The following is a 22,959-nucleotide window of genomic DNA, read 5'->3' as shown; positions in this document are numbered from 1 at the left end:
CCACGCTTCGCGCCGCGCCGACGCACTTCGCGCCATGTAATACCAATTTCGTCTCATCGCGCTCGCGGTGCGGGACCGTCGCGACGACATTCAGAAACAAGTCAGGTGCCCGGGCCGTTCCGGGTGTACAACCGCTGCCCCATGCCACATCGACACCACAACGCGTTGGAGGATTCACCCTTTTCGCCGCGCGCAGCCCCCACGGGCCGACGACGAGGGTGGCCTGCCTCGGGGATCCCCGGGGCCATGCAGGGCGCGGCGCTCGGTGCCGTCCTGTTGCTGAGCGCCTGCGCGGTCGGCCCCGACTTCAAGACGCCCGGCCTGCCGTCGGCCGCGCAGGGCGCCGACTACACCCCCTCGCCCGTGCCTGCGCGCACCGCGCAGGCCGACGTGCCAGGCGGCCAGGCGCAAACGCTGCTGCCGGGCCGCGACATTCCCGCGCAGTGGTGGGACGTGTTCCGTTCCGAGCCGCTCGACCAGTTGATCCGCGCCTCGCTCGCGCAGAGCCCCACGCTGGCCTCGGCACAGGCCGCGCTGCGGCAGGCCGAAGCCACCTACGACGCCAGGTCGGGCAACCTGCTGTGGCCGCAGGTCTCGGCGCAGCTCGGCGCGCAGCGCGAACGCGCATCCGAAATCACCTCGCAGGTGCCGGGCGGCCAGTTGCTCACGCTGTACAACGCGTCGGTCAACGTCAGCTACAACCTCGACGTGTTCGGCGGCTCGCGCCGCCAGATCGAGGGTGCGCAGGCCGCCGTGGAGGCGCAGCGCTACCAGGTCGAGGCCGTGTACCTCACGCTCACGTCGAACCTCGTGACCACGGCCATCCGCGAGGCGTCGCTGCGCGCGCAACTGCAGGCCGCGCTCGAAGTGCTGCAGGCCCAGCGCGAGCAGCTCAACGTGATCGAAAAACAGTTCGACACCGGCGCCATCTCCAAATCGATCGTGCTGCAGCAGCGCACGCAGGTCGCGCAAACCACGGCCACGCTGCCGCCCATCCAGAAGGCGCTGGCGCAGACGCGCCATCAGCTTTCGGTGTTCGCGGGGCGCCTGCCGTCCGAGGCGGGCCTGCCCGAGTTCGACATGGCAAGCCTCTCGCTGCCTGAAGCCCTGCCGCTGTCGCTGCCCTCCGAGCTCGCCCGCCAGCGGCCCGACGTGCGCGCCAGCGAGGCGCAGTTGCACCAGGCCAGCGCGGCGATCGGCGTGGCCACGGCCAACCTGTATCCGCAGGTCCAGCTGAGCGGCAGCTACGGCAACAACGCACTGCGCGCACGCGACCTGTTCACCGGCCCGACCACGCTGTGGAGCATCGGCGCCGGGCTCACCCAGCCGATCTTTAACGGCGGCGCGCTGCGCGCACAGCAGCGCGCGGCGGTCGCGGCCTACGACTCGGCGGCGGCGCAGTACCGCAACACCGTGCTGGGCGCGTTCCAGAACGTGGCCGATGCCCTGCGCGCGCTCGAGCTCGATGCCACCGCGCTGCAGACCCAGGCCACGGCCGAGTCGCTGGCCCGGCAATCGCTCGACCTGTCGACCGCCCAGTTCCGCGCCGGTGCGGTGAGCTACGTGACGCTGCTCACCGTGCAGCAGGGCTGGCTGCAGACGCACACCGCGCTGGTGCAGGCGCAGGCTGCGCGCTATGCGGACACGGCAGCGCTGTTCCAGGCGCTGGGCGGCGGCTGGTGGAACCGCGGTGCGCTGGCCGATGCGGTGATCGCACCGGCACAGCCCGCCCTGCCCGGCCAGCCCGCGGCCAGCAACTGACCACCCTCCATCACTCCAAGAAAAGCCTACCTATGACCCGGAGAATGATCATCATGATCGGCTGCGTTCTGCTGCTGGTCGCCGTGCTTGCGCTCGGCAAGTTCCTGCAGATCCGTGCGCTGATTGCGGCCGTGCCCAAGCCGGGCGCGCAAACCGTGTCGACGGTCGAGGTGCAGAAGCTGCAGTGGCAGTCGCAGTTCACCGCGGTCGGCACGCTGAACCCGGTGCGCGGCGCCGACCTCAGCACCGAAGTGGCGGGCCTGGTGCGCGCCGTGCACTTCAAGTCGGGCCAGGACGTGAAGGCCGGCGCGCTGCTGGTGGAGCTCAACGCCGACTCCGACATCGCCCTGCTGCACTCCGCCGAAGCCGCCGCCGCGCAGGCCGCCACCGTGCTCAAGCGCGACCAGGCGCAGTTGGCGGTGCAGGCCGTGGCCCAGGCGCAGATCGACGCCGACACCAACGACCTCAAGGCCAAGCGCGCGCAGGTCGAGCAGCAGGCCGCGGTGGTGGCGAAGAAGTCGATCCGCGCGCCCTTCGCGGGCCGCCTGGGCATTTCGGCGCTCAACCCGGGCCAGTACGTGAATGCGGGCGACAAGCTGGTCACGCTGCAGACGCTCGACCCGATCTACGTCGACTTCTCGCTGCCGCAGCAGCAGCTCGCGGGCCTCGCGGTCGGCCAGGTGGTGAACCTGTCGGTCGACACCTTCCCCGAGCAGACTTTCAGCGGAAAGATCAACGCGATCAGCCCCAAGGTCGATTCGGCCACGCGCAACGTGCAGGTCGAGGCCACCATCGCCAACCCGAAGCAGGTGCTGCTGCCGGGCATGTTCGCGAACGTGAAGATCGACATCGGCGGCTCGCAGGAACGGCTCACGCTGCCTTCCACCGCCGTGACCTACAACCCGTACGGCTCGACGGTGTACGTTGTGAAGCAGGCCGAGCCGCCCAAGCCTGGTGCCCCCGGTGCCGCGGGAACGCCGGCCCCGGCGCCAGCCACCGATGCACAAGGCAAGCCGCAGCTCGTCGCCGAGCAGGTCTTCATCGAGACCGGCCCGACGCGCGGCGACCAGATCTCCATCGTCAAGGGCCTGCAAGCCGGCCAGGTGGTGGTGAGCAGCGGGCAGAACAAGCTGAAGAACGGCACGCCCGTCACGGTGGACAACAGCGTGCAGCCGACCAACGACCCGAACCCGAAGCCGCAGGAAAAGTGAGGCCCGCCGCATGAACTTCACCGACATCTTCATCCGCCGGCCCGTGCTGGCGATGGTGGTGAGCCTGCTGATCGTGGTGCTGGGGCTGCGCGCGCTGTCCGGCCTGCCGGTCAACCAGTACCCCAAGACCGAGAACGGCGTGGTCACCATCAGTACGGCCTACTACGGCGCGGACGCGGCCACGGTCGCGGGCTTCATCACGCAGCCGCTGGAGGCGGCCGTGTCGCAGGCGCAGGGCATCGACTACCTGTCTTCCTCGAGCAGCCTGGGCGTGTCGACCATCACCGCCACGCTGCGGCTGAACTACGACTCCAACCGCGCGCTGACCGAGATCAACACGCAGGTCAATTCCGTGCGCAACCAACTGCCGCCGCAGGCGCAGCAGCCGGTGCTCACGGTGGCCACGGGCCAGACCACCGATGCGATGTACATCGGCTTCTACAGCGACACGCTGCCCAACAACAACGTGACCGACTTCCTGGTGCGCGTGGTGCAGCCCAAGCTCAACGCCATTGCGGGGGTGCAGACGGCTGAAATTCTGGGTGCGCGCACCTTCGCGCTGCGGGCCTGGCTCGACGCGCAGAAGATGGCCGCCTACGGCGTGACCGCCACCGACGTGAGCGCCGCGCTCAGCGCCAACAACTACCTGGCCGCGGTGGGCACCAGCAAGGGCCAGATGGTGAGCGTGCCGCTCACGGCCGGCACGTCGCTGCACAGCGTGGACGAGTTCAAGCAGCTGTCGGTGAAAAGCAGCAACGGCGCGATCGTGCGGCTGCAGGACGTGGCCAACGTCACGCTGGGTTCGGAGAACTACGACTTCAACGTGGCCTTCAACGGCGTGCGCTCGGTGTTCATCGGCATCAAGGTCGCGCCCGAGGCCAACATCCTGGACGTGGCCAAGCAGGTGCGCACCACCTTCCCCGACCTGCAGTCGCAGCTGCCCACGGGCCTGACCGGCAAGATCGTCTACGACTCGACCGACTTCATCAACACGTCCATCAGCGAAGTGATCAAGACGCTGGTCGAGGCGCTGGTGATCGTCACGATCGTGATCTACCTGTTCCTGGGCAGCTTGCGCGCGGTGCTGGTGCCCGTCATTGCGATGCCGCTGTCGCTCATCGGCACCTTCTTCGTGATGCTGGTGCTGGGCTATTCCATCAATCTGCTCACGCTGCTGGCGCTGGTGCTGGCGATCGGGCTGGTGGTGGACGACGCCATCATCGTGGTGGAGAACGTCGACCGGCACATGCGCGAGGGCAAGTCGCCCATGCAGGCCTCGCTGCTGGCTGCGCGCGAGCTGGGCGGGCCCATCCTGGCGATGACCGTGGTGCTGGTGGCGGTGTACGTGCCCATCGGCTTCCAGGGCGGGCTCACCGGCTCTCTCTTCACCGAATTCGCGTTCACGCTCGCGGGCTCGGTGGTGGTGTCGGGCATCGTCGCGCTCACGCTGTCGCCCATGATGTGCTCGCGCTTCTTCAAGCCCGAGCAGGACAGCGGCAAGTTCGCGACCTTCATCGAGCACACCTTCGAGCGCGTGCACCGGCGCTACCAGCTCATCCTGCGCGGGGTGCTCAAGACCTGGCCGGTGATGCTGGTGATGGGCGCCATCCTGGTGGCGCTGCTGTTCGTGATGTTCAAGATGTCGAAGTCCGAGCTCGCGCCCGAGGAAGACCAGGGCATCGTGCTGTCGCAGGTGGTGGGCGCGCCCACGGCCACCATCAACCAGATGCAGACCTATGCCGACCAGATCTTCAAGGTCGCGCACGACACGCCCGAGTACGCACAGCTGTTTCAGCTGACCGGCGTGCCCAGCACCAACGCGGGCATTGCCGGCGTGCTGCTCAAGCCCTGGGACCAGCGCACGCGCAGCGCGCACGACATCCAGACCGACCTGCAGAAGCGCTGGAACGGCATTGCGGGCGCCAAGGTCGTCGCCTTCCAGTTCCCGGCGCTGCCGGGCGCCTCGGGCCTGCCGGTGCAGTTCGTGATCAAGACGACCGAGCCCTTCGAGAACCTGAACACGCTGGCGCAGCAGATCATGGACAAGGCGCGTGCGGACGGCAAGTTCTACTACATCGACGCCGACCTCAAGATCGACCTGCCGCAGGCCACGGTGGTGGTCGACCGCGACAAGATCGCCACGCTGGGCATCACCCAGCAGGATGTGGGCAACGCGCTGGGCGCGGCGCTGGGCGGCGGCTACGTCAACTACTTTTCCATCTCGGGCCGCTCGTACAAGGTGATTCCGCAGGTGCAGCAGGTCGACCGGCTGAACCCGTCGGACGTGCTCAACTTCTACATCAAGACACCGAACGGCGTGGTGCCCGCAAGCACCGTGGCCAGCCTCAAATACACGGTGCAGCCCGAAACGGTCAACCACTTCCAGCAGCTCAACTCGGTGACCATTCAGGGCGTGCCCAGCGGCACGCAGGGCGAGACGCTGGAGTACCTGCGCGGGGTGGTGCAGCAGCTTGCGCCCAGCGGCTACACGGTCGACTACTCGGGCCAGTCGCGCCAGTTCGTGCAGGAGTCGGGCAACTTCGCCGTCACCTTCCTGTTCGCGCTGATCATCGTGTTCCTGGCGCTGGCCGCGCAGTTCGAGAGCTTTCGCGACCCGGTGGTCATTTTGGTGTCGGTGCCGCTCGCCCTGTTCGGCGCCATGATCTTCATCTTCTGGGGCTTCGCCTCGATGAACATCTACACGCAGGTGGGGCTGGTGACGCTGATGGGGCTCATCAGCAAGCACGGCATCCTGATCGTCGAGGTGGCCAACCGGCTGCAGAAGCAGGGCCTGAGCAAGCTCGACGCAATCGTCGAGGCGGCGGGCACCCGGCTGCGGCCCATCTTGATGACCACCGCGGCCATGGTGTTCGGCGTGCTGCCGCTCGTCATTGCCTCGGGTGCCGGTGCGGCCGGTCGCAAGGCGATGGGCATCGTGATCTTCAGCGGGCTGTCGATCGGCACGCTGTTCACGCTGTTCGTGGTGCCGGCGATGTACCTGGCCATCGCGGCGCGGCATCAGAAGGAAGAAAGCGGCGACGGGGTGGCGCCTGTATCCGCTCCTTCGCCGGCGCCTGCATTGCCGGGGAGCGTGGCGCCCGAGGCCTGAAGCCTCGCCGCCGCCTCAGCCCGCGGCGCCTTCGCGCTTGGAGAACCACTCGAGCAAGGCGCCCGCGGGCAAGGGGCGCGAAAAGAAAAAGCCCTGCAGTTCGTCGCACCCCATGGCGAGCAGGATGTCGCGCTGCGCCTCGTTCTCCACGCCCTCGGCCACCACGCTCAGCCCCAGCGCATGGGCCAGGCGAATGACGGCGTCCACCACGGCGCGCGCGTCGTCCTTGGTCTGCAGGTCCTGCACGAAGCTGCGATCGATCTTCACCTGGCGCGCCGGCAGCTTGCGCAGATGGCTCAGGCTGGAATAGCCCGTGCCGAAATCGTCGATCGACAGGAACACGCCCACGCGCGCCAGCCCCTCGAAGGTGCGTTGGGTCGCCTTGATGTCTTCCATGGCGACCGACTCGGTGATCTCGCACAGCAGCAACGAGGCAGGCACCTCGTGCCTTGCCAGCGTCTGCTCGACGCGTGCGACGAAATCGATCTCGCGCAGCTGCATGACCGACAGGTTGACCGCCACGCACATCCAGATGTCTTGCGCCCGCCACTGCGCGATCTGGCGGCAGGCTTCATCGAGAATCCAGTCGCCCAGGCGCACGATGAGACCGAATCGCTCCGCCAGCCCGATGAACTCGGTGGGGCCGATCAGGCCGTGCTGGGGGTGGTTCCAGCGCACCAGCGCCTCCACGCCGCTGAGGGTGTCGCCCACGCCCTTGATCTTGGGCTGGTAGTAAAGCTCGAACTGCTTGAGCTCGACCGCCCGGCGCAGGTCGCTCTGCAGCTGCAATTGCTTGGCGGCATCGGCGCCCATGTGCGATTCGAACATGACGTAGTTGCCGCCGCCCGCGCGCTTGGCTTCGTACATGGCGGCATCGGCGTTGGCCACGAGCTTGTCGGGCTCGCCCTGCTCCGGATGCAGCACGATGCCGATCGAGCACGCGATCTGCAACTGCTTGCCGAGCACGCTGAACGGCTGGCCGAGCGCACGCAGCACGCGGTTGGCGGCCTGTGCGCATTCCGCGCGGTCGTGCACGCCTTCGAGCAGCAGCAAGAACTCGTCGCCCCCGATGCGCGCGACGGTGTCGCTTTCTCGCGTGGTCTCGGCGAGCCGCTCTGCGGCGGCGCGCAGGATCTGGTCACCGGCCGCATGGCCGAAGGAATCGTTGATCGGCTTGAAGCCGTCGAGGTCGACGAAGAGCACGGCAATGCGCTCCTCCACCTGATGCAGGTTGGCCCGCTCCATGCGCAGCAGCGCGTGCCGAAGCCGGTCCTCGAACAGCACCCGGTTGGGCAGCCCGGTCAGTGCATCGGTGAAGGCGCGCTTCTGCAACTCGCGGTTGGCCTGGGTCAGCTCGGCATTGGCTTCCTCGAGCGAGCGCGACAGGCGCCTGGCGACCTGCTGCAGCCGCGACTCCAGGATCGATGTGAACAGCGTGCCCAGCAGCAGCAGGCCCGACGCCAGCACGACGATGGCGGTGAGCCCCGAGCCGTACAGCGCATCGGCGCTGCGGCAGACGGAATCTGCCGGGAAGTTCGCCGCCGCCATGGCGGTGTAGTGCATGCCGCAGATCGCAATGCCCATGACCACCGCGGCCAGCAGCTGGAAGGCCACGCGATGGGTGTTGTGGACCTCGCCAAGGTACTTGAAGATGAACAGCGCCGCGGCCGAGGCGCCCAGGCCGATCAGCAGCGACGCCAGCACGGTCGGCACGTGCCAGACGATGGGCGGCGACATGTCCAGCGCGGCCATGCCGATGTAGTGCATGCCGCAGATGCCGACGGCCATGGCCAGGGAGGCGATGGCGATGCGCCGAAGGCTGTAGTTCGCCTCGCTGGCCACCCACAGCGCAATGCCGGATGCCGTGACGGCGGCCACCCATGAGGTCAGCGTCGTGGCACCCGAGAAGCCCAGCGCGATGGGCAGCGTGAAACCCAGCATGCCGACGAAATGCATCGACCAGATGCCCGTGCCCATGGCCAGCGACCCGATGCCCCACCACAGCAGGTGCGGCTTTCCGCTGGCATGCCGGACCCGGCGCGACAGGTCCAGTGCCACATACGAAGCGAGGGTCGCGAGAAGAAGAGACGCGGCGACAACCCACAGGTTGTAGTGCGAGGGCAAGAAGGCGGGAGAGGTATTCACTGCGCAAATGACACTTGAGCGCGCGCAGCGGGCCGCGTGCCAATCCGGATTTATCCCCAGAAAAAAGCCAGCTATCGAAGAGACAGCTGGCTTCTGATATTCCACAAAGGATTCGTGGTAGGACGTACTGGATTCGAACCAGTGACCAACGGGTCGAAAGTAAGTATCGCTGCCATTCTAAGGCATCCGACATGTGACGACATTCGCCGAAATATGCCGGCAAGCGCCGACAAAAACCCAAGCGCGACAACAAGTTAGCGCGTAAATTCAAATTCACCTCCAGGGGTTGTCGATGGCCCCCAAGTGCGATCTGTTTGCCACCTTTTGCCAACTTTTTGATAACTGGGCCCGCTGGGTTCGAGTTGATGGAGGAAGCTGCGATGACCCGCAAGCCACTTAAGTTTTCGACCGCCGCACCCACAGGCGCCGAGCATGTTGGATTCCGCCGATCTCTGACCCTTGCGTCAATTCAAAGACACTCTACAACCCAACGACAGAGCGCACTTTCGGGGTTTTCGAATCCGAAGATGGCGGAGTAGTGATTGCAACCGGCCTGCGATTCGAGTACCGATCGATTGCCTACATCGGACCACGCGTGATGGAACGCTGACGATTGGCGCCCAAACTCCGCGCTTTCTTCAGCCCCCCAACTCAGCAACGCCGGTGTGCGACACGCACGATTCGTGAACAGCGGCGAGTTGCGTCGCACCACTCCGTCATCGAGCTGGATTTGCGGCTGCAGGTAGCTGTAGCGAAGCGGCTGCAAGTCATAGAGTCCGCTCACCAGCACGGCCGCCTTGAACGGGTCGTCGGCGATGCCGTAGTCGGCCTGCCACGGTGTCTGCAGCGCCATGGCCGCCAGATGCGCGCCGGCCGAATGCCCCCCGATGGCAACGCGTTCCGGGTCGCCGCCATGGCGTTCGATGTTTCGCAACACCCATGCCAGCGAGGCGCGGGTCTGACGCGTGATCTCGTCGATGCCCACCCACGGTGCGAGCGCATAGTTCACCACGACGGTCGTGATGCCCAGCGCATGCAACCCCAGTGCGACGCCACTGAAATCCCGCGCAGAGAACGCCCGCCAGTAGCCGCCATGGATGAAGACGAACACCGGCGCGTTCGCTTTGGCTGCAGGAAAGATGTCCAGCGTTTCAGCGAGCGTCGACCCAAAAGGAACGTCGAGCGTGCAAGGCAGGCTTTCGCGGGCCAGGCGGCTCTTTTGGGCGTAGTGGCGCTGATAGACGCCCGGATCGGGCAGTCGGATCGCGGGGTCGTACTCGGCGTCGATCTCGGCCTGGCTGGTGAACTGCCGGTAGAGCGTGGCCTTGCCCATCACAGCCCCAGGTAGGCTTGGCGGATCATCGGGTCGTCGATCAGGTCGCAGGACGGTGCGTGACGCACGACCCGCCCGTCCTCCATCACATAGGCCGAATCGGCGATCGACAGCGCCGCATAGACGTTCTGCTCGACCATGCCGATGGTCACGCCCTGCGCTCTGATGGACCGGAGCGCGGCGAACACCTCGTCGGCCATGGCCGGCGCCAGCCCCAGGCTGGGCTCGTCCAGCAGAAGCACGCGCGGCATCGACATCAGGCCACGCGCCAATGCGAGCATTTGCTGCTCGCCGCCGGACAGCAGCCCCGCGCGCGTCGTCCGGCGCTCCTGCAGCCGCGGGAACAGTTCGTACATGCGAGCCACGCGTTCCTGCCAGCCCTTGCGGACCCGGGGCAGGAATGCACCGATGCGCAAGGTCTCGGCCACCGTGAAATCGGGAAACACCAGGCGCCCTTCCGGCACCAATGCGATCCCGTCGTTGACGCGTTCGTGCGCCAGCCGGGCAGTCACATCTTGACCGTTGAAGCGGACGGCGCCAGCCTGCAATCGCAGCAAGCCGGCCAGCGATCGCATCAGTGTCGACTTGCCCGCGCCATTGCTGCCGATGACGGCCGTGATCGATCCCGCGGGGATGGCCACATCGACGTGTTCGAGCACCTGGATCTCGCCATAACCGGCACAGGCGCCGAGGGCCTCAAGCATGATCGACATGGCGGCGTTCTCCCAGGTAGGCCTTGATCACGCGCGGATCGTTGGCCACTTCGGCGGGCAAGCCCTCGACCACCTTGCGTCCTTCGTGCATGACCACGATGCGATCGCTCAGGCGCATGAGCGCTTTCATGACGTGTTCGATGATGACGATGCTCAGTTTGTAGCGCTGCTGCACGTCGCGGATCAAATCGAGCGCGGCGCCGACTTCGGTGGCGTTAAGGCCGGCGAGCACTTCGTCGAGCAGCAACAACCGGGGCTGGGTCGCCAGTGCACGCGCGATCTCCAGCCGCTTGCGGCACGCCAGGTTGAGCTGTGCCGCAGGCAGGTCGGCGCGATCGGACAGTCCGGTCTCGCGCAGCAACGCCGACGCGCGCTCGCGTGCCCGGGCAGGTGAAGCAATGCGGCCGCGGCCATACATCGCTGCGACCGCCACGTTCTCCAGCACGGTCATGCCCGCGAAGGGGCGCACGATCTGGAAGGTGCGCGCCACGCCCAAGGCGTTGATCTGCTCCGGCGGCCATCCCTGGATGGCCTGCCCCGCCAGCAGGATCTGCCCCGAAGACGGTTTGACATTGCCGGCAATCATGCTGAACAGCGTGGTCTTGCCCGCGCCATTCGCACCCATCACGCCCAGGATCTCGCCCGGCATGACGTCGAAGCTCACCTCGTTCACGGCCAGGTTGCCGCCGTAGCGGCGTGTGACGTTGCGCACCGACAGCAGGCTCATGCGGGCCTCCCTGCGCGCACCTTGCGCTTCAGCCACGTCGGGCGCCGCCCGGCCAGCAAACCGGCCAGCCCTGAAGGCGCCAGCAGCACGAAGCCGATGAGCAGCACGCCCAGCAGGATCATGTAGGTCTGCGGTGCGCGCGCCCACAGCAGTTCGCCGAGGACCAAGATGAACGCAGCGCCCATGACGGGGCCTGCAGGACGGTCGCTGCCGCCGATGATCGCCATCGTCACGATGGTGAACGAGGTGGTCGGGCTGAACAACTGCATCGGCTCGAAGTACGTGCTGCGCAACACGCTGAGCGCGCCGACCATCGCGGGAATTACGGCCGACAGCGCGAACGCGAGAATCTTCACGCGCGCGATGGGCACGCCCACGGTGGCCGCCGCCGTTTCGTCTTCCCGCACGGCGCGCAATGCCGCACCGAATCGCGACCGTGTCAGCAACACGTTGATGCCCGTGGCCGCGAGCGCGAGGCCCAGCATCGGATAGAACAGGACGACGGTGTCGGGCGTGTCGATCAGCAGTCGGCCGCTCGCGCCCAGCGACGCCTCGATGGCAACCACGACGTACTTGAGGAACTCGGAGATGCCCAGCGTGAGGATCACGAAATAGGGACCGCGCACACGCAGTGCCGGAAAACCGACCACCAATGCGAGCGCGGCGGCGGCCACACCGGCCAGCGGCAGGATAGCCACGACCGGAATCTGCTGCCAGCCCAGGGCCATGATGTAGGCACCCAGCCCGAAGAACACGGCGTGCCCGAGCGAGATGTAGCCCGTCATGCCCGAGAACGCGACCCAACTGCCGGTCAGCGCGATCCAGGCGCACAACTGGGTGAGCACGCCCACACCGTAGGCGCCGAAGACCAGCGGCGACAGGGCCGCCATGCCGGTGAGCGACACGGCGGCGGCCCAGCCGGCCTTGCCGCAAGACGATAAAGGAATTGTTGTCATCAGGTCGACCTCCGTCCGAACAGACCTTGCGGCCGCACGAACAGGATGAGAATGAACAGTCCGTAGACAAGGATGGAACGGTAGGCCGCCGAAGTGAGCGCCACGCCGTAGACCTCGACGACCGCCAGCAGCAGGCTGCCGGCCACCGCGCCACCCAGCGATCCCAAGCCGCCGAGGATCACGACCACGAAAGCCGCGATCGTGTAGGGGAAGCCCCCGAAGGGCGTCACGCTTTCGGTCATGCTGATGAGCGCCCCGGCCAGCCCTGCCAGCGCAAAGCCCAGGCAGAACACGACGACATTGACGCGGTCGGCATTGATGCCGACCAGCGAAGCCGCGTCGCGTTGCTGGATCAGTGCGCGGATCGCCATGCCGAAGACGCCGAAGCGCAGAAAGCACAACACCGCGATCGTCACGCCCGCACTGATGCCCAGGATGACCAGCCGGTTGAGGGCGACGGACACGCTGCCCCACTGCACCAGCGCGTCCATGTAGCTGTAGCTGCGTGCATCGGCGGTGAAGACCAGCGACATCAGGTTCTGCAGGATGATGGACACCCCGAAGAAGATCAGCAGCGAGTTGGCTTCGAGCCGGGCCGCAATGGCCGTGTTGCGCACCAGTCGCTTGAAGCACAGCGTGTAGCAGGCCATGCCCAGCCCCGCCGCCAGCAGCATGGCGCCGAAGAGGCCCAGCAATGGGCTCACGCCGAGCAGCGCGAAGCCGCTCCAGGCCACGTAGCCGCCCAGCACCATCATGTCGCCATGCGCCACGTTGAGAAGCCTCATGGCGCCGTAGATGAGGTTCAGGCCCAGCGCCACGAGTGCGTACGTCGATGCCAGCATCAACGCCGCCAGGAGAAGTTCGGGAGCAAGCAGCTGCGCCATGGGTTTCTTTCCGGCTGCGGGTTCGGGTACGTCCTTGCGCGACCTACTTCTGCCAGCCGGTCTTCGGCGCGAAGGGCGCCGTCTGCTGTGCAGCCGGATACACGATCTGTCCGCTGCCTTGCTGGAACTGCAGGAACATCGTGGGGGTCAGTCGATTCTGCACACCGTCGAAGGCGACCGGTCCGTCGATGGTGTCGAAGGTGCCGGTCGAGAGGGCGGTGCGCAGCTTGTCCTTGTCCAGCCCGGCCTTGGCGACGGCTTGCTGCAGGATCTCGGCCGACTCCCAGGCGAGCGCCACGTCGAGGTAGTCGGGTGCTTCGCCGTACTTCGCCTTGTAGGCGTCGAAGAAAGGCCTGGCTTTCGGCCATGCCTTCTGGTTGGGCGACCAGTGGCCCAGCGTGACAATGCCGTCGAGGTTGGCGCCGAACATCTTCGAGAAAAACGCGATGCTCGGGCCGACGGCCACGAACTGGAACGGTGCCTGGATGTTCTGCTCGCGCGCCTGCTTCATGTAGAGCATGGAGTCCTGCGGATAGGACAGCGAGACGACCGCATCGGGTGCGGCACTCTTGATGGCGACCAGGCTCGCGGTCATGTCCTTGATGCCCGGGGCGTATTCCTGGTTGAAGACCACCTTGATGCCGGCCTTCTCCAGGGCAGGAACCAGGAAGCGCTTGATCTCCTGGGGAAATGGCAGCTGGATGGTGCTGACGGCTGCCGTCTTCACCCCTTGCGCCTGCATCATCTTCGCCAACTCGCCGCCCAGCGCATCGGGTATCGCCGAGGTCGGGAACCAGATATTTTTGGCCTTGATCGAGCGGATCTGCAACGAGGCCGCAGAACTGCCGACCATCGGGAACTTGTAGCGCTCAAGCACCCCGACGATGGCGAAGTGGGCCGGCGACCCCCACGGCGACAGCAACAGGTCGACCTTGTCGTTCGTGATCAGCTTCTCGTAGATGGCGGAGGCCTTCGCCGGGTCGGACTGATCGTCGTAGACCACCAGTTCGACCGGCCGTTTGGTGCCCGCCACATCGAGGCCCCCGCCGGCGTTCACCTGTTCGGCCCACAGCTGGTAAGCATTGAGCTGGCCGGTGCCTGCCGCCGCGAAATCGCCGGTCCTGGCCATGCTCATGCCGATGCGCACCGGCTCGGCAGCCCAACTGCCAGCAGCGGCAGCGAGCGAGAAGCCGGTCACGACCAGCCGGAAATACTTCATTAGCTTCATCATGGAAAGTCCTTGAGTAACTAGGGATATGGTCAGGCGGATTGCCGGGGACTGTCAGCCAAGGGGCGCCTGGGTCCCGGTGGGTGAGCTGTTGGCAGCCTTGAACACCTGCCCTGCGATCCAGTCATCGCTCATGGCCGAACGGATCACGCGCGAGCGCACCTCGTCGGGCAGGCAGGCAACTTCGCCGTACAGGATCGACCAGCGCTGGCAGTGCTCGGTCAGGGGCCGCTCGGTCGCCTCCCACGCCTCCAGCGCAGCAGGGATGTCACGCGGATCGTGTACGCGCTCCAGGGCAACAGCCATCGCCAGGCCGTTCTGCATCGCCATGCCGCCGCCTTGCCCGAGGTTGGGGGGTTGCGCGTGTGCGGCATCGCCGACGATGGCCGTGCGCCCGGTGGACCAGGCCCGGCTTCGCGTGACGCTGTAGACGCCCCAGCTCACCACGTCGCCGATGCGCTCGATGAGGTGTGCCCACTGCGGGAAGGCGTCGGTCCACAGCGTCTTGTTCAACGGCAAGTTGCGCGCCTCGTCGTCATGCAGGCACGTCAGGGCGAGATAGATCTGCGTGCTGTTGACCGGCGTCACGAGCAGGCGACGCGTGCCGTTCCAGTTCTCGATGTACTTGCCAGCATCGCCAGGAGCGAAGTCGCCGGGGTGCGAGGCGATCATCGTGCGCAAGGCGCCCTCTCGTGTCTGCTCGTGCAGCAGTTCGAGGCCCAGGCTCTGGCGCACGCGCGACCAGATGCCGTCGACGCCCACCGCCAGGTCGGCGCGCACGGTCTGCCCGCTGGCCAGCAGCAGTTCGCCGCGGGCCGTCGCGCCGATGGTCTCCACATTGGTGACCACCTGCACGCCGGCACGTTCGCAGGCCGATTTCAATGCGCCCAGCAGTCGGCTTCGCAGCACGGTCAGCAGACGCTTGTCGGATGCGATGGGTGCCGATTCGATGATCGCGTTGCGGTTGTCGCGCTGTTCGAAATGCGTGCCGTGGAAGGCGCCTTCGGTGGCCTCTTCGCAGGCACCCAATGCTTCGAGCACACGCAGGCCGTTTTCCCAGATATAGATGCCCGAGCCTGCGGCACGCAGCGCTGTTTGCCGCTCGTAGACCGTGACATCCCAACCGCGTTGGGCCAGCGCCGCGGCCGTGGCCAGCCCACCGATGCCACCGCCGGAAATGATTGCGCTGAGTCCCATGTTCGTTTCTTTCAGGAAGGTTGAAGAAGGGTGTCGGGTGGTCAGATGGCGTCGGCCATGTCGAGATCGCCGCGCGCCGACAGTTGGCGCGCGGCCTGCCGCTTGACGTACCACTCGCTGCGGATGCCGTCTGGATCGCGCAGGAAGATGGCGCGCTTCCATGGCAGATCGACGCTGCGCGCAATCGCCACGCCGCGTGCGTGCAGCGCCTCCACGGCGGCGTCCAGCGCGGCCTCGTCGAAGAGCTCGAAGCTCGCGTGGTGGTAGCGCGCGTTGCGGGCGGGCACGAGGACCAGATGGTGGTCGTAGGCAGCCAGCGAGGCACCTAGATAGACGACGCCTTCGTCGCGTGCGACCACGTGGAGACCGCCGATGCCGGTATAGAAGGCGGTCATCTCCTCAATGCGTGCCGTCTCGAGCACCGCATGCGTGATGCGCCGGGGATGCAGTGGCGCCGCCGGATGGGTGTGGAGCACAGGGTCCTGGTCATAGCGGCCCTCGACGAAGCCCTCTGCGGTCAATGGGTCCCATTGGCTGGTGATCAGCGCCATGGGTCCACCCAGCACGTTGCGCCAATTCTTGACAGTGTCGCAGTAGAACTCGTTGTAGTTGCCGTCGGGATCGAACATGTAGACGCTGTGCGCGACCTGATGGTCCACCGTGATGTCCGTGGGTACGCCATCGCGCTTGAGCCGGCGAAACGCCGCGACCAGGTCCGCTTCGTTTTCCAATTCCCACGCCAGGTGATTGAGTCCGGCGTGCAGACCGATCGTGCCCGGAAGTTGCAGCAATCCGTCCTTGCCGTAGCGATCGACACCGTTGGTCTTCTGGATCATGCCGAGGTCGTGCGGCGTGTGGCCTGTGCCCAGAAAAGTGGCGACCAGTTCCGGTTCGGTGAACTCCACGTTCAAGCCGCACACCTCGCTGTAGAAGTGCTCAGACATCGGAATGCTGTCCACCCACAGGTTGACGTGGCCGAGGCGGCGGGGTGCGAAATACGAAGCGCCCGGTGAATCGTTCATGTCGGTCCTTTTCGTTTGTAGCGCGATGCGCCAAGTGATTCGTGATCGATCAACTAACAGGTCGTTGCACCAAGTCAGAGCGACTTGCATATGAGTCGCGATTCATGTTGGGGCGTCACAGACTACGGTTTGCTTTTCCTCCCCTGAGGTGCGATAGAAGCGAACTCTAGAAGTCGGCCTCATGACTGTCAATAGCGAATACCATTCATTATTGGAAAAAATTCAACCGGTAATCCGAGCACAATCAGCGCATCGGCGCCCCGGCCTTGAACGAGGCGCCACGACTCCAGAGAGGCAAGTGCACATGGTTCAGCGCAAGAAGGAAGAGGTTCGCGACGCAATCCTCGAGGCGGCATTCCGCCTGTTCAGCGAGAGCGGCTACAGTGAAACGTCAATACCGGGTATCGCACGCGAGGCGGGCATTTCGACTGCGAATGTCTACGTCTATTTCCAGTCGAAGATCGACATTCTTTTTCAGCTGTACTCGCCCTGGCTGTTAGGCAGGCTGGACAAGCTGGAACGCGCGCAGCGTCGCATCACCGACCCGCAGGAGCGTTTGCGCAAACTCTTGCTCGCGCTTTGGCGGGATCTGCCTCGCGAGAACAACGGGTTTACCAACAACGTGATGCAGGCTATCTCGACCAGCAGCGGCAACGGTGACTACAGCCCGGAGCTGCGTCAATTGTTCCAAGCCCGCGTCGCCGGATGGATTCGGGATTGCCTGGACATCTCTGCGGAGCAAGGAGACATGCTTGCAGGAGTCGTGCTCATGGCGTTCGATGGATTCGCAATGAACGTGCGACTGGCGCACAGTGCCGCTTGCAGCGACGAAATAGCGCGCCTCTTCAGTCGACTGATAGCCCGCGCTTGAGGCCCGTTCGCGAGATACCGGACGCACCGCTTGCGGTGACTACGGCCTCGCGTGCCACCGCGCTTGGGACGAGGCCGAGCCCCTTAAGGCAATCCTCGCACCGTGCCTTTTGCTTCCGCACCAATGATGCAGTGATTACAAATCTACGGCTTGCAGACAACAGCCACGCGGTGCGGGATGAGCAAAAATTATATTTCCATATTCATGGAGTTTTGATAGATTGCACTGGCGACCCCGCCAAGCCAACGTTCAGCACAGGGGTTGAAGACTGCACCCTACAAACCAAAGTTAGGAGGCGTTCGTGATCGACATCACTTATCGAGTGGAAGTACCGATGCCGGCGTATCTTCTGGACATGTTCGGGCGAGACACTGATTTCCTCTTCGCGCTCACACAAGCAACGCGGGGACACAGCGCAGCGGGCCGCGCCACCTCAGTTGCCCTTGGCTCCTATGAATGGGGGGAGTTCCGCGACAAGAAAGCCGCCGAAACTTGTGAACGTGACTTGCTGGCAGTGGTCGCCCGATTCGAAGCGCGGCACGCATCAGACCACGCTCATTGACGATGAAACTGTCGACATTGATGCATCAGACACGCGGTTGGGCGGCCTGTTCAGCGCTGGCAGGTGCGGGTGTTGATTTTCATGGAATTCTGCCCCGGTATTGGAGCGACCCCGTCGAATGGACCACCGGGAAAAGATGAACTGATCCACTGGCTTGGCCGTCATTGAAAAGAGAACGGCCAAGTCTTCAAGAGGTCCGTATCGCCGGCACTAGGCAGTTCAGCTGCAGCTGTGTGCATTGGCTTCACTCATTCAAAGACACGCGTGGGGCTGTGTCTTGTTGCGCCTCGCGAACGAGCGGCGATTTCTCAGGGAACGACCTGAAGCGTCGCCATTTTTACCTCGTCAAGTATTTGACTTCACTGCTGGGGGCTGGCTACCGAGTGCCCCGCTTTGTGGGCCAGGGGAATCAATTCGAGCACATACGGCCGACCTGGCTCCTGCCACCTCGTGTTGATCGCCCGATACAGAAAATCGATCTGGTCGGCAACGTTGCAACCCAAGGTCTCGAAGAAGTCAGCGTGCTCATTCTCAAGATCGGCGCGCCCGAGCAGCACCACGCTCAGTTGTGTGGGGATGTCGACGCCAATCTCGGACAACAAGGCCCGGAACCGCCTGCCGTCTTCGATGCCCCAGCAGACCATCGCCGTGAAAGGCAGGCGCCCCTCGCCATCCAGTTTGGCCTTGATGAGATCGACCAAGGCGACTTCGTAGTCTTCGTGGGACAGCTTGGGCACAGGCAGGTTCTGCAAATTCAGCTGGGGCTGGGCCTTGCCCAGTTGCGCCCATCGCTTGAGTCCCAATTGGTTGGCCAGGAACGGATGCGTCGTGGTGGCATACGCAATCTGCCGGTGGCCCAGTTGCTGCAGCAACTGGGCCGCGGCGCCCAGCGGCTCGCCCCACTCCATGCCGACGGCGTCCACGTCGAGCCCCGTGAGCGCGGCGCCATCCACCGCCAGCGCCGTGGCCTTGTCGCGCAAAGTCGCGAGCATGCCGATGGTGATGGTCTCGAAGGTCGACTGGATCAGGCAGGCGTCGAACGATGGCAGCCCGCGCAGCACTTCATGGGCATGCGCCGGATCGGTGTACGACACCTCGAGCACCCGGTGCCCTGCATCGGTGAAGCGCCGTTGCAGACCTTGAATGAGCACCCGGCTGCGCTGGATGCCCATCGTGCGGCGCAACAGCAGGACAGAACGGCTGGCTGGCAGTGGCTTGACGGCTTTTCGCTCGGCCATGGCCTCGCCAGCGTGGAAAAAGGTGCCACGCCCGACCTCCGACGAAATCAGGCCTCGGTCGCGAAGGCCGTCGAAGGCGCGGGTCACGATCGCTTGCGACACACCGAAGCGGCGCATCAGGTCGCGGATGCTCGGTACACGCACGCCGGGTTGGGCGTCGCGCGCCAGGTCGCCCAGATAGCGTTCAAGTTCCGAAGGTGTATTGAGCATGAATACATTACACCATACGGTATTTTCTATCTGCGGAGGCGCGCCCGTTCGACAGCAACGTCAACAAGTTCCGCGCTGGCGCCAATGTAGTTCTGTGGCGTCAGGGCCTCGGACCAGCCGTCGGGCAAGCTGTGCTCGGCCAGCAGCGGATGCTGCTGGATGGCTGCAATGTAGGGGATGCCTTCCGACTGGGATTGCTGCGCGGCGTCGTACAGAAGCTGGTGAGCTTCATGGCGCCCCATTGATCGAGCGAGCCGCATCATCAAGGCCTCCGAGGCGATGAGCCCGTTGGACAAGCCCAGGTTCTTGGCCATCGCCTCTGGATGAACGACCAGCCCCTGGCTCAGCCCGGCCAGCGTTTCGGCCACGGACACCGCGAGGATCCCGATCTCAGGTAGCAAAGCCTCGCACAGGTTGGTGGCGGACGAATCGCCCTCGTCCATGCGCACCATGGACCCCAGCATGGCCGGAATGCGGGCACGCAGCAAGCGCGTCAGGCTGATCAGCAGCAGTGCGCTGGCCGGGTTGCGCTTTTGCGCCATGGTCGAGCTGCCGACCTTGCCCAAGTGAAACGCCTCGCTCACTTCGCCAATCTCGGTGCGCTGCATGAAGACCACGTCTTGCGCCACCTTCTCGACGGTACCCATGAGCAGGCCGAGGGCTGAAACGTAGTCATTGACGCGGTCATACGACGAGCGCATCGCCAGCCCGGCGGGCTGCAGCTCCAGACGCTCGGCCATGCCGGCCTCCACGGCCCGGCCCAGCGGGCCGCCGCCCGCATAGGTGCCGATGGCCCCGCCCATCGAGGCGACGAAGGAGCTCGCCCGGCGCTCGGTCAGGCGGCGGCGATCGCGGTCGAGTTCGTCGATCCAGGCGGCAACCTTGAACCCGAACGTCATGGGCAAGGCATGCTGGCCATGCGTACGCCCTGCCTGGACGGTGTACTTGTGCTGATCTGCCAGGGTGCAGAGCGAATCGATCGCAGCATCCAGGTGCGTGATCAGCAACCCGTGTGTTGCGGACATCTGCAACGACGATGCGGTGTCGAAGATGTTTTGAGTGGTGGCGCCCCAGTGAATAAAGCCGGCCGCCGGCTCACCGCACAGGACTTCGAACTGGCGCAGTACCGGCACGAACGGATGCTGCGCAAAGGCGATGTCGCGCGACAGGCGCTCCAGGTCGAACAGGCTGGCGTCGGCCTTGGCCTCGATGCGCTGTGCCGCCTCGACGGGAACCAGCCCCACCGCAGCCTGGGCGTTTGCCAAGGCCACCTCGACATCCAGCCAGGCCTGCAGCGTGGCGACATCGCTCCAGACCGCCTTGGCGTCGCTGCTGAACCAATGCTGTGTCACGAACGATTCGAACATTCCGATATGCATGCTGCCTCCGAGCGTTGAAAGATCCCTCGGCGAGATCTGAACGAAGTGTATCTCATTATATTGATTAAATACAATACATATTGATAGAATGCGATGCATCCGGTTTGATCCGACCGGAAAGCCTTCCACCACCGCAGGAGACAAACATGCGATTCCGCCTCGAAGCTCGTCAGGACAAACCCGTTCGACCGCCAGCGGCGCCCTGCGCGTTGCGTCGATCTCGCCGGTCGGCGGTCTCGATGGTTGTGCTGCTGGCCGGCGCGGCATGTTTGTCGAGCACCGCGCTGGCGCAGTCGGACAAACCGATCACGATGATCGTGGGCTACTCCGCGGGTGGGAGCGCCGACAGCGTCGCGCGCATTTGCGCGACGGCGCTGTCCACCGTCCTGAAGCGTCAAGTGATTGTTGAAAACGTTACGGGCGCCAGCGGCATCCTTGCGGCGAACAAGGCGGTCAACGGCCCCGTCGACGGCAGCGTCATCTACCTGGGGGGCAGCGACACCATCCTCACGCCCATGGTCAATCCCCACGCCAAGCTCGATTGGGAGAAGGCCTTGCTGCCGGTGGGTCGGGTGGCCACCAGCCCGCTGGTGTTCGTAGTGCACAAGAAGTCGCCCTACAACAACCTGTCCGACCTGATCGCCGGCCTGCGCAAGACCGAGAAGGCGTCTTTCAACTACGCGGTGCCGGGCCTCGGCACGTCGCAGCACGTCTACGCCGCCGTGATGAGCCTTCGATACAAGGTGTCGATGACGCCCATTCCCTACCGCGGCGGCGCACAGATCGTGTCGGACCTGGCGGGCGAGCAGGTCGACGGCGCGGTGCTCGCGCTGTCCACCGCCCTGCCCTTCCTGAAGGACGGGAGCATCAAGGCGCTGTCCATCTCCGACGCGCCGCGCGTCGCGCAGCTGCCCCAGGTCAAGCCGATCAGCGAGGAAAAGGAATTCACCGACGTCTCGCTGCCCATCTGGCAAGGCCTGTTCCTGAAGGCCGGCACGCCGCCGGCCACCGTCACCGCCTACGAGCAGGCGCTGGCGCAGGCGCTGGAAAACCCCGAGCTGCGCAAGAAGCTTTCCGACGCGGGCTTCGCCGTGGCACCGCTCAACGGGGCGGAACTGCAGACCTTCATGAAATCGCAGGCCAGCCTGTACCGCGGCGTCGTCAAGACATTGAAGCTCACCACCGAATGATGCCGATCGCTTGCGACCCCTCGTTTCTTCCTGCCGACATTGCCGGCGCCCTGCTGGTGGGGCGCGTCTGGCGCGCCGGGCCGGTCGACGGCCCTTGCGTGGTCGTGGTTCGCGAAGGCCAGCTGTTCGACATCACGGCCTCGGCGCCCACGGTGTCCGACCTGCTCGAGCGGGACGACCTGCTGGCGTTCGTGCGCACCGTTTCCGGCGAGCCGATGGGCGATGCGGCCGGTTGGCTGGGGCTGGCCGGAGCCGCCGATGGCACAAGTCAGCCCGACACCGATCGCCTGCTGGCCCCGTGCGACCTGCAGGCCGTCAAGGCCTGCGGCGTGACCTTCGCGGTGAGCCTGCTGGAGCGCGTCATCGAGGAGCAGGCCGGCGGCGACGCCAGCCGCGCGGCGCAGATCCGGGCCGACCTGCAGCGCACCATCGGCTCGGACCTGTCGGCCATCCGGCCGGGCTCGGCCGAAGCCGAGGCGCTCAAGCGCGAGCTTCAGAGCCGGGGCGCATGGTCGCAGTACATGGAGGTGGGCATCGGCCCGGACGCCGAAGTGTTCTCCAAGGCGCAGCCGATGTCGGCGGTCGGTTTCGGCGACGACGTCGGGCTGCACCCCACGTCGTCGTGGAACAACCCCGAGCCCGAGATCGTGCTGGCGGTCACCAGCCGCGCGCGCATCGTGGGCGCCACGCTGGGCAACGACGTCAACCTGCGCGACATCGAAGGCCGCAGCGCCCTGCTGCTGGGCAAGGCCAAGGACAACAACGGCTCCTGCGCGATCGGGCCCTTCCTGCGGCTGTTCGACGAGAGCTTCACGCTGGACACCCTGCGCACCGCCACCGTGAGCCTGGTGATCGAGGGGCGCGACGACGGCTTCAGGCTGGAGGGCGCGAGCCGCATGAGCGAGATCAGCCGCGACCCCGAGGACCTGGTGCGCCAGACCTGCGGCGCCCATCACCAGTACCCGGACGGGTTCTTCCTGTTCCTGGGCACCATGTTCTCGCCCAACCAGGACCGGGGCGCCACCGGCAAGGGATTCACCCACCGCCTGGGCGACCGCGTGACCATCGCCACGCCGTCGCTGGGCACGCTGGTGAACCACGTGCAGCACTGCGACGCCATCCCGCCCTGGACCTTCGGCGTCCGGGCGCTGTACCGCAACCTGGCCTCGCGCGGCATCGCGGCGGCAGCGTCAATCCACGACGACGAGAAAGCGTAGCAATCC

The 22,959-nt window shown here is 65.4% G+C and carries 18 protein-coding genes; 7 read left to right on the top strand and 11 right to left on the bottom strand.

Annotation, left to right across the window (positions count from 1 at the left end; translation table 11 throughout):
* Positions 1-246 precede the first annotated feature (246 nt).
* Genes ACSFA5_RS24035 through ACSFA5_RS24025 form a run of 3 tightly spaced genes read left to right on the top strand, consistent with a single transcriptional unit; the run spans position 247 to position 6,081 of the window.
* On the top strand, positions 247-1,761 hold the full coding sequence (locus ACSFA5_RS24035; protein ID WP_435446546.1) for an efflux transporter outer membrane subunit: 1,515 nt from the start codon (positions 247-249) through the stop codon (positions 1,759-1,761).
* Positions 1,762-1,814: 53 nt separating this feature from the next.
* Positions 1,815-2,972 (top strand): efflux RND transporter periplasmic adaptor subunit, encoded by a 1,158-nt coding sequence (locus ACSFA5_RS24030; RefSeq protein ID WP_435446545.1) that lies wholly within the window; start codon positions 1,815-1,817, stop codon positions 2,970-2,972.
* A gap of 10 nt (positions 2,973-2,982) precedes the next feature.
* Positions 2,983-6,081 carry an efflux RND transporter permease subunit gene (locus ACSFA5_RS24025; RefSeq protein WP_435446544.1) on the top strand — a complete coding sequence of 1,033 codons (3,099 nt, stop codon included), beginning with the start codon at positions 2,983-2,985 and terminating at the stop codon, positions 6,079-6,081.
* A 15-nt stretch (positions 6,082-6,096) separates the two neighbouring features.
* On the opposite strand, the gene ACSFA5_RS24020 is transcribed toward ACSFA5_RS24025, so the two are convergent.
* The 9 genes from ACSFA5_RS24020 to ACSFA5_RS23980 form a co-directional block, all read right to left on the bottom strand.
* Positions 6,097-8,226, bottom strand: coding sequence for a putative bifunctional diguanylate cyclase/phosphodiesterase (locus ACSFA5_RS24020; protein WP_435446543.1), 2,130 nt, complete (start codon positions 8,224-8,226; stop codon positions 6,097-6,099).
* Positions 8,227-8,695: 469 nt separating this feature from the next.
* Positions 8,696-9,559: an alpha/beta hydrolase gene (locus ACSFA5_RS24015; protein ID WP_435446542.1), complete on the bottom strand. Its 864-nt coding sequence runs from the start codon at positions 9,557-9,559 to the stop codon at positions 8,696-8,698.
* Positions 9,559-10,272 carry an ABC transporter ATP-binding protein gene (locus ACSFA5_RS24010; RefSeq protein ID WP_435446541.1) on the bottom strand — a complete coding sequence of 238 codons (714 nt, stop codon included), beginning with the start codon at positions 10,270-10,272 and terminating at the stop codon, positions 9,559-9,561. Before ACSFA5_RS24010 ends, ACSFA5_RS24015 begins: the two co-directional genes overlap by 1 nt.
* On the bottom strand, positions 10,256-10,999 hold the full coding sequence (locus ACSFA5_RS24005; protein WP_435446540.1) for an ABC transporter ATP-binding protein: 744 nt from the start codon (positions 10,997-10,999) through the stop codon (positions 10,256-10,258). Before ACSFA5_RS24005 ends, ACSFA5_RS24010 begins: the two co-directional genes overlap by 17 nt.
* The gene (locus tag ACSFA5_RS24000) at positions 10,996-11,955 is read right to left on the bottom strand and encodes a branched-chain amino acid ABC transporter permease (protein WP_435446539.1); all 960 of its coding nucleotides are present in this window, start codon (positions 11,953-11,955) and stop codon (positions 10,996-10,998) included. Before ACSFA5_RS24000 ends, ACSFA5_RS24005 begins: the two co-directional genes overlap by 4 nt.
* On the bottom strand, positions 11,955-12,839 hold the full coding sequence (locus ACSFA5_RS23995) for a branched-chain amino acid ABC transporter permease (RefSeq protein ID WP_435446538.1): 885 nt from the start codon (positions 12,837-12,839) through the stop codon (positions 11,955-11,957). Before ACSFA5_RS23995 ends, ACSFA5_RS24000 begins: the two co-directional genes overlap by 1 nt.
* A 43-nt stretch (positions 12,840-12,882) precedes the next feature.
* On the bottom strand, positions 12,883-14,070 hold the full coding sequence (locus tag ACSFA5_RS23990) for an amino acid ABC transporter substrate-binding protein (protein WP_435446537.1): 1,188 nt from the start codon (positions 14,068-14,070) through the stop codon (positions 12,883-12,885).
* Between the two features lie 51 nt (positions 14,071-14,121).
* Entirely contained in the window at positions 14,122-15,264 is a 1,143-nt protein-coding gene (locus ACSFA5_RS23985; protein WP_435446536.1) for an FAD-dependent oxidoreductase, read from the bottom strand.
* 41 nt (positions 15,265-15,305) lie between these two features.
* Positions 15,306-16,286, bottom strand: a complete 981-nt coding sequence (locus ACSFA5_RS23980) for a VOC family protein (protein WP_435446535.1) — start codon at positions 16,284-16,286, stop codon at positions 15,306-15,308.
* Positions 16,287-16,590: 304 nt separating this feature from the next.
* On the opposite strand from ACSFA5_RS23980, the gene ACSFA5_RS23975 reads away from it, so the two are divergent.
* Positions 16,591-17,157 (top strand): TetR/AcrR family transcriptional regulator, encoded by a 567-nt coding sequence (locus tag ACSFA5_RS23975; RefSeq protein ID WP_435446534.1) that lies wholly within the window; start codon positions 16,591-16,593, stop codon positions 17,155-17,157.
* Positions 17,158-17,458: 301 nt separating this feature from the next.
* Positions 17,459-17,719 carry a hypothetical protein gene (locus ACSFA5_RS23970; RefSeq protein ID WP_435446533.1) on the top strand — a complete coding sequence of 87 codons (261 nt, stop codon included), beginning with the start codon at positions 17,459-17,461 and terminating at the stop codon, positions 17,717-17,719.
* A gap of 359 nt (positions 17,720-18,078) precedes the next feature.
* On the opposite strand, the gene ACSFA5_RS23965 is transcribed toward ACSFA5_RS23970, so the two are convergent.
* Positions 18,079-19,167 carry a GntR family transcriptional regulator gene (locus ACSFA5_RS23965; RefSeq protein WP_435446532.1) on the bottom strand — a complete coding sequence of 363 codons (1,089 nt, stop codon included), beginning with the start codon at positions 19,165-19,167 and terminating at the stop codon, positions 18,079-18,081.
* A gap of 26 nt (positions 19,168-19,193) precedes the next feature.
* Complete coding sequence (locus tag ACSFA5_RS23960) at positions 19,194-20,546, bottom strand: class-II fumarase/aspartase family protein (protein WP_435446531.1); 1,353 nt, start codon at positions 20,544-20,546, stop codon at positions 19,194-19,196.
* A 239-nt stretch (positions 20,547-20,785) separates the two neighbouring features.
* Between ACSFA5_RS23960 and ACSFA5_RS23955 the strand changes: the two genes are divergently transcribed.
* Both ACSFA5_RS23955 and ACSFA5_RS23950 read left to right on the top strand, forming a co-directional pair.
* Entirely contained in the window at positions 20,786-21,736 is a 951-nt protein-coding gene (locus tag ACSFA5_RS23955; protein ID WP_435446530.1) for a Bug family tripartite tricarboxylate transporter substrate binding protein, read from the top strand.
* A complete protein-coding gene (locus ACSFA5_RS23950; RefSeq protein ID WP_435446529.1) occupies positions 21,733-22,953 on the top strand; it encodes a fumarylacetoacetate hydrolase family protein in 1,221 nt (406 codons plus the stop codon). The genes ACSFA5_RS23955 and ACSFA5_RS23950 overlap by 4 nt, the downstream gene beginning before the upstream one ends.
* The last annotated feature ends 6 nt before the right edge of the window (positions 22,954-22,959 follow it).

The organism is Variovorax monticola (assembly GCF_051216855.1).
In the GTDB taxonomy this organism is placed as follows: domain Bacteria; phylum Pseudomonadota; class Gammaproteobacteria; order Burkholderiales; family Burkholderiaceae_C; genus Variovorax.
This window is presented reverse-complemented; position numbering and strand designations above follow the sequence as displayed.

Excerpts from the sequence above, each read along its gene's own strand:
- ACSFA5_RS23965 (WP_435446532.1), bottom strand. The coding sequence starts at position 19,167 with ATGCTCAATACACCTTCGGAACTTGAACGCTATCTGGGCGACCTGGCG.
- ACSFA5_RS23995 (WP_435446538.1), bottom strand. The coding sequence starts at position 12,839 with ATGGCGCAGCTGCTTGCTCCCGAACTTCTCCTGGCGGCGTTGATGCTG.
- ACSFA5_RS23980 (WP_435446535.1), bottom strand. The coding sequence starts at position 16,286 with ATGAACGATTCACCGGGCGCTTCGTATTTCGCACCCCGCCGCCTCGGC.
- ACSFA5_RS24010 (WP_435446541.1), bottom strand. The coding sequence starts at position 10,272 with ATGTCGATCATGCTTGAGGCCCTCGGCGCCTGTGCCGGTTATGGCGAG.
- ACSFA5_RS24030 (WP_435446545.1), top strand. The coding sequence starts at position 1,815 with ATGATCGGCTGCGTTCTGCTGCTGGTCGCCGTGCTTGCGCTCGGCAAG.
- ACSFA5_RS24000 (WP_435446539.1), bottom strand. The coding sequence starts at position 11,955 with ATGACAACAATTCCTTTATCGTCTTGCGGCAAGGCCGGCTGGGCCGCC.
- ACSFA5_RS23990 (WP_435446537.1), bottom strand. The coding sequence starts at position 14,070 with ATGATGAAGCTAATGAAGTATTTCCGGCTGGTCGTGACCGGCTTCTCG.
- ACSFA5_RS23975 (WP_435446534.1), top strand. The coding sequence starts at position 16,591 with ATGGTTCAGCGCAAGAAGGAAGAGGTTCGCGACGCAATCCTCGAGGCG.
- ACSFA5_RS24015 (WP_435446542.1), bottom strand. The coding sequence starts at position 9,559 with ATGGGCAAGGCCACGCTCTACCGGCAGTTCACCAGCCAGGCCGAGATC.
- ACSFA5_RS24035 (WP_435446546.1), top strand. The coding sequence starts at position 247 with ATGCAGGGCGCGGCGCTCGGTGCCGTCCTGTTGCTGAGCGCCTGCGCG.
- ACSFA5_RS23950 (WP_435446529.1), top strand. The coding sequence starts at position 21,733 with ATGATGCCGATCGCTTGCGACCCCTCGTTTCTTCCTGCCGACATTGCC.
- ACSFA5_RS23960 (WP_435446531.1), bottom strand. The coding sequence starts at position 20,546 with ATGCATATCGGAATGTTCGAATCGTTCGTGACACAGCATTGGTTCAGC.
- ACSFA5_RS23985 (WP_435446536.1), bottom strand. The coding sequence starts at position 15,264 with ATGGGACTCAGCGCAATCATTTCCGGCGGTGGCATCGGTGGGCTGGCC.
- ACSFA5_RS24005 (WP_435446540.1), bottom strand. The coding sequence starts at position 10,999 with ATGAGCCTGCTGTCGGTGCGCAACGTCACACGCCGCTACGGCGGCAAC.
- ACSFA5_RS24025 (WP_435446544.1), top strand. The coding sequence starts at position 2,983 with ATGAACTTCACCGACATCTTCATCCGCCGGCCCGTGCTGGCGATGGTG.
- ACSFA5_RS23955 (WP_435446530.1), top strand. The coding sequence starts at position 20,786 with ATGGTTGTGCTGCTGGCCGGCGCGGCATGTTTGTCGAGCACCGCGCTG.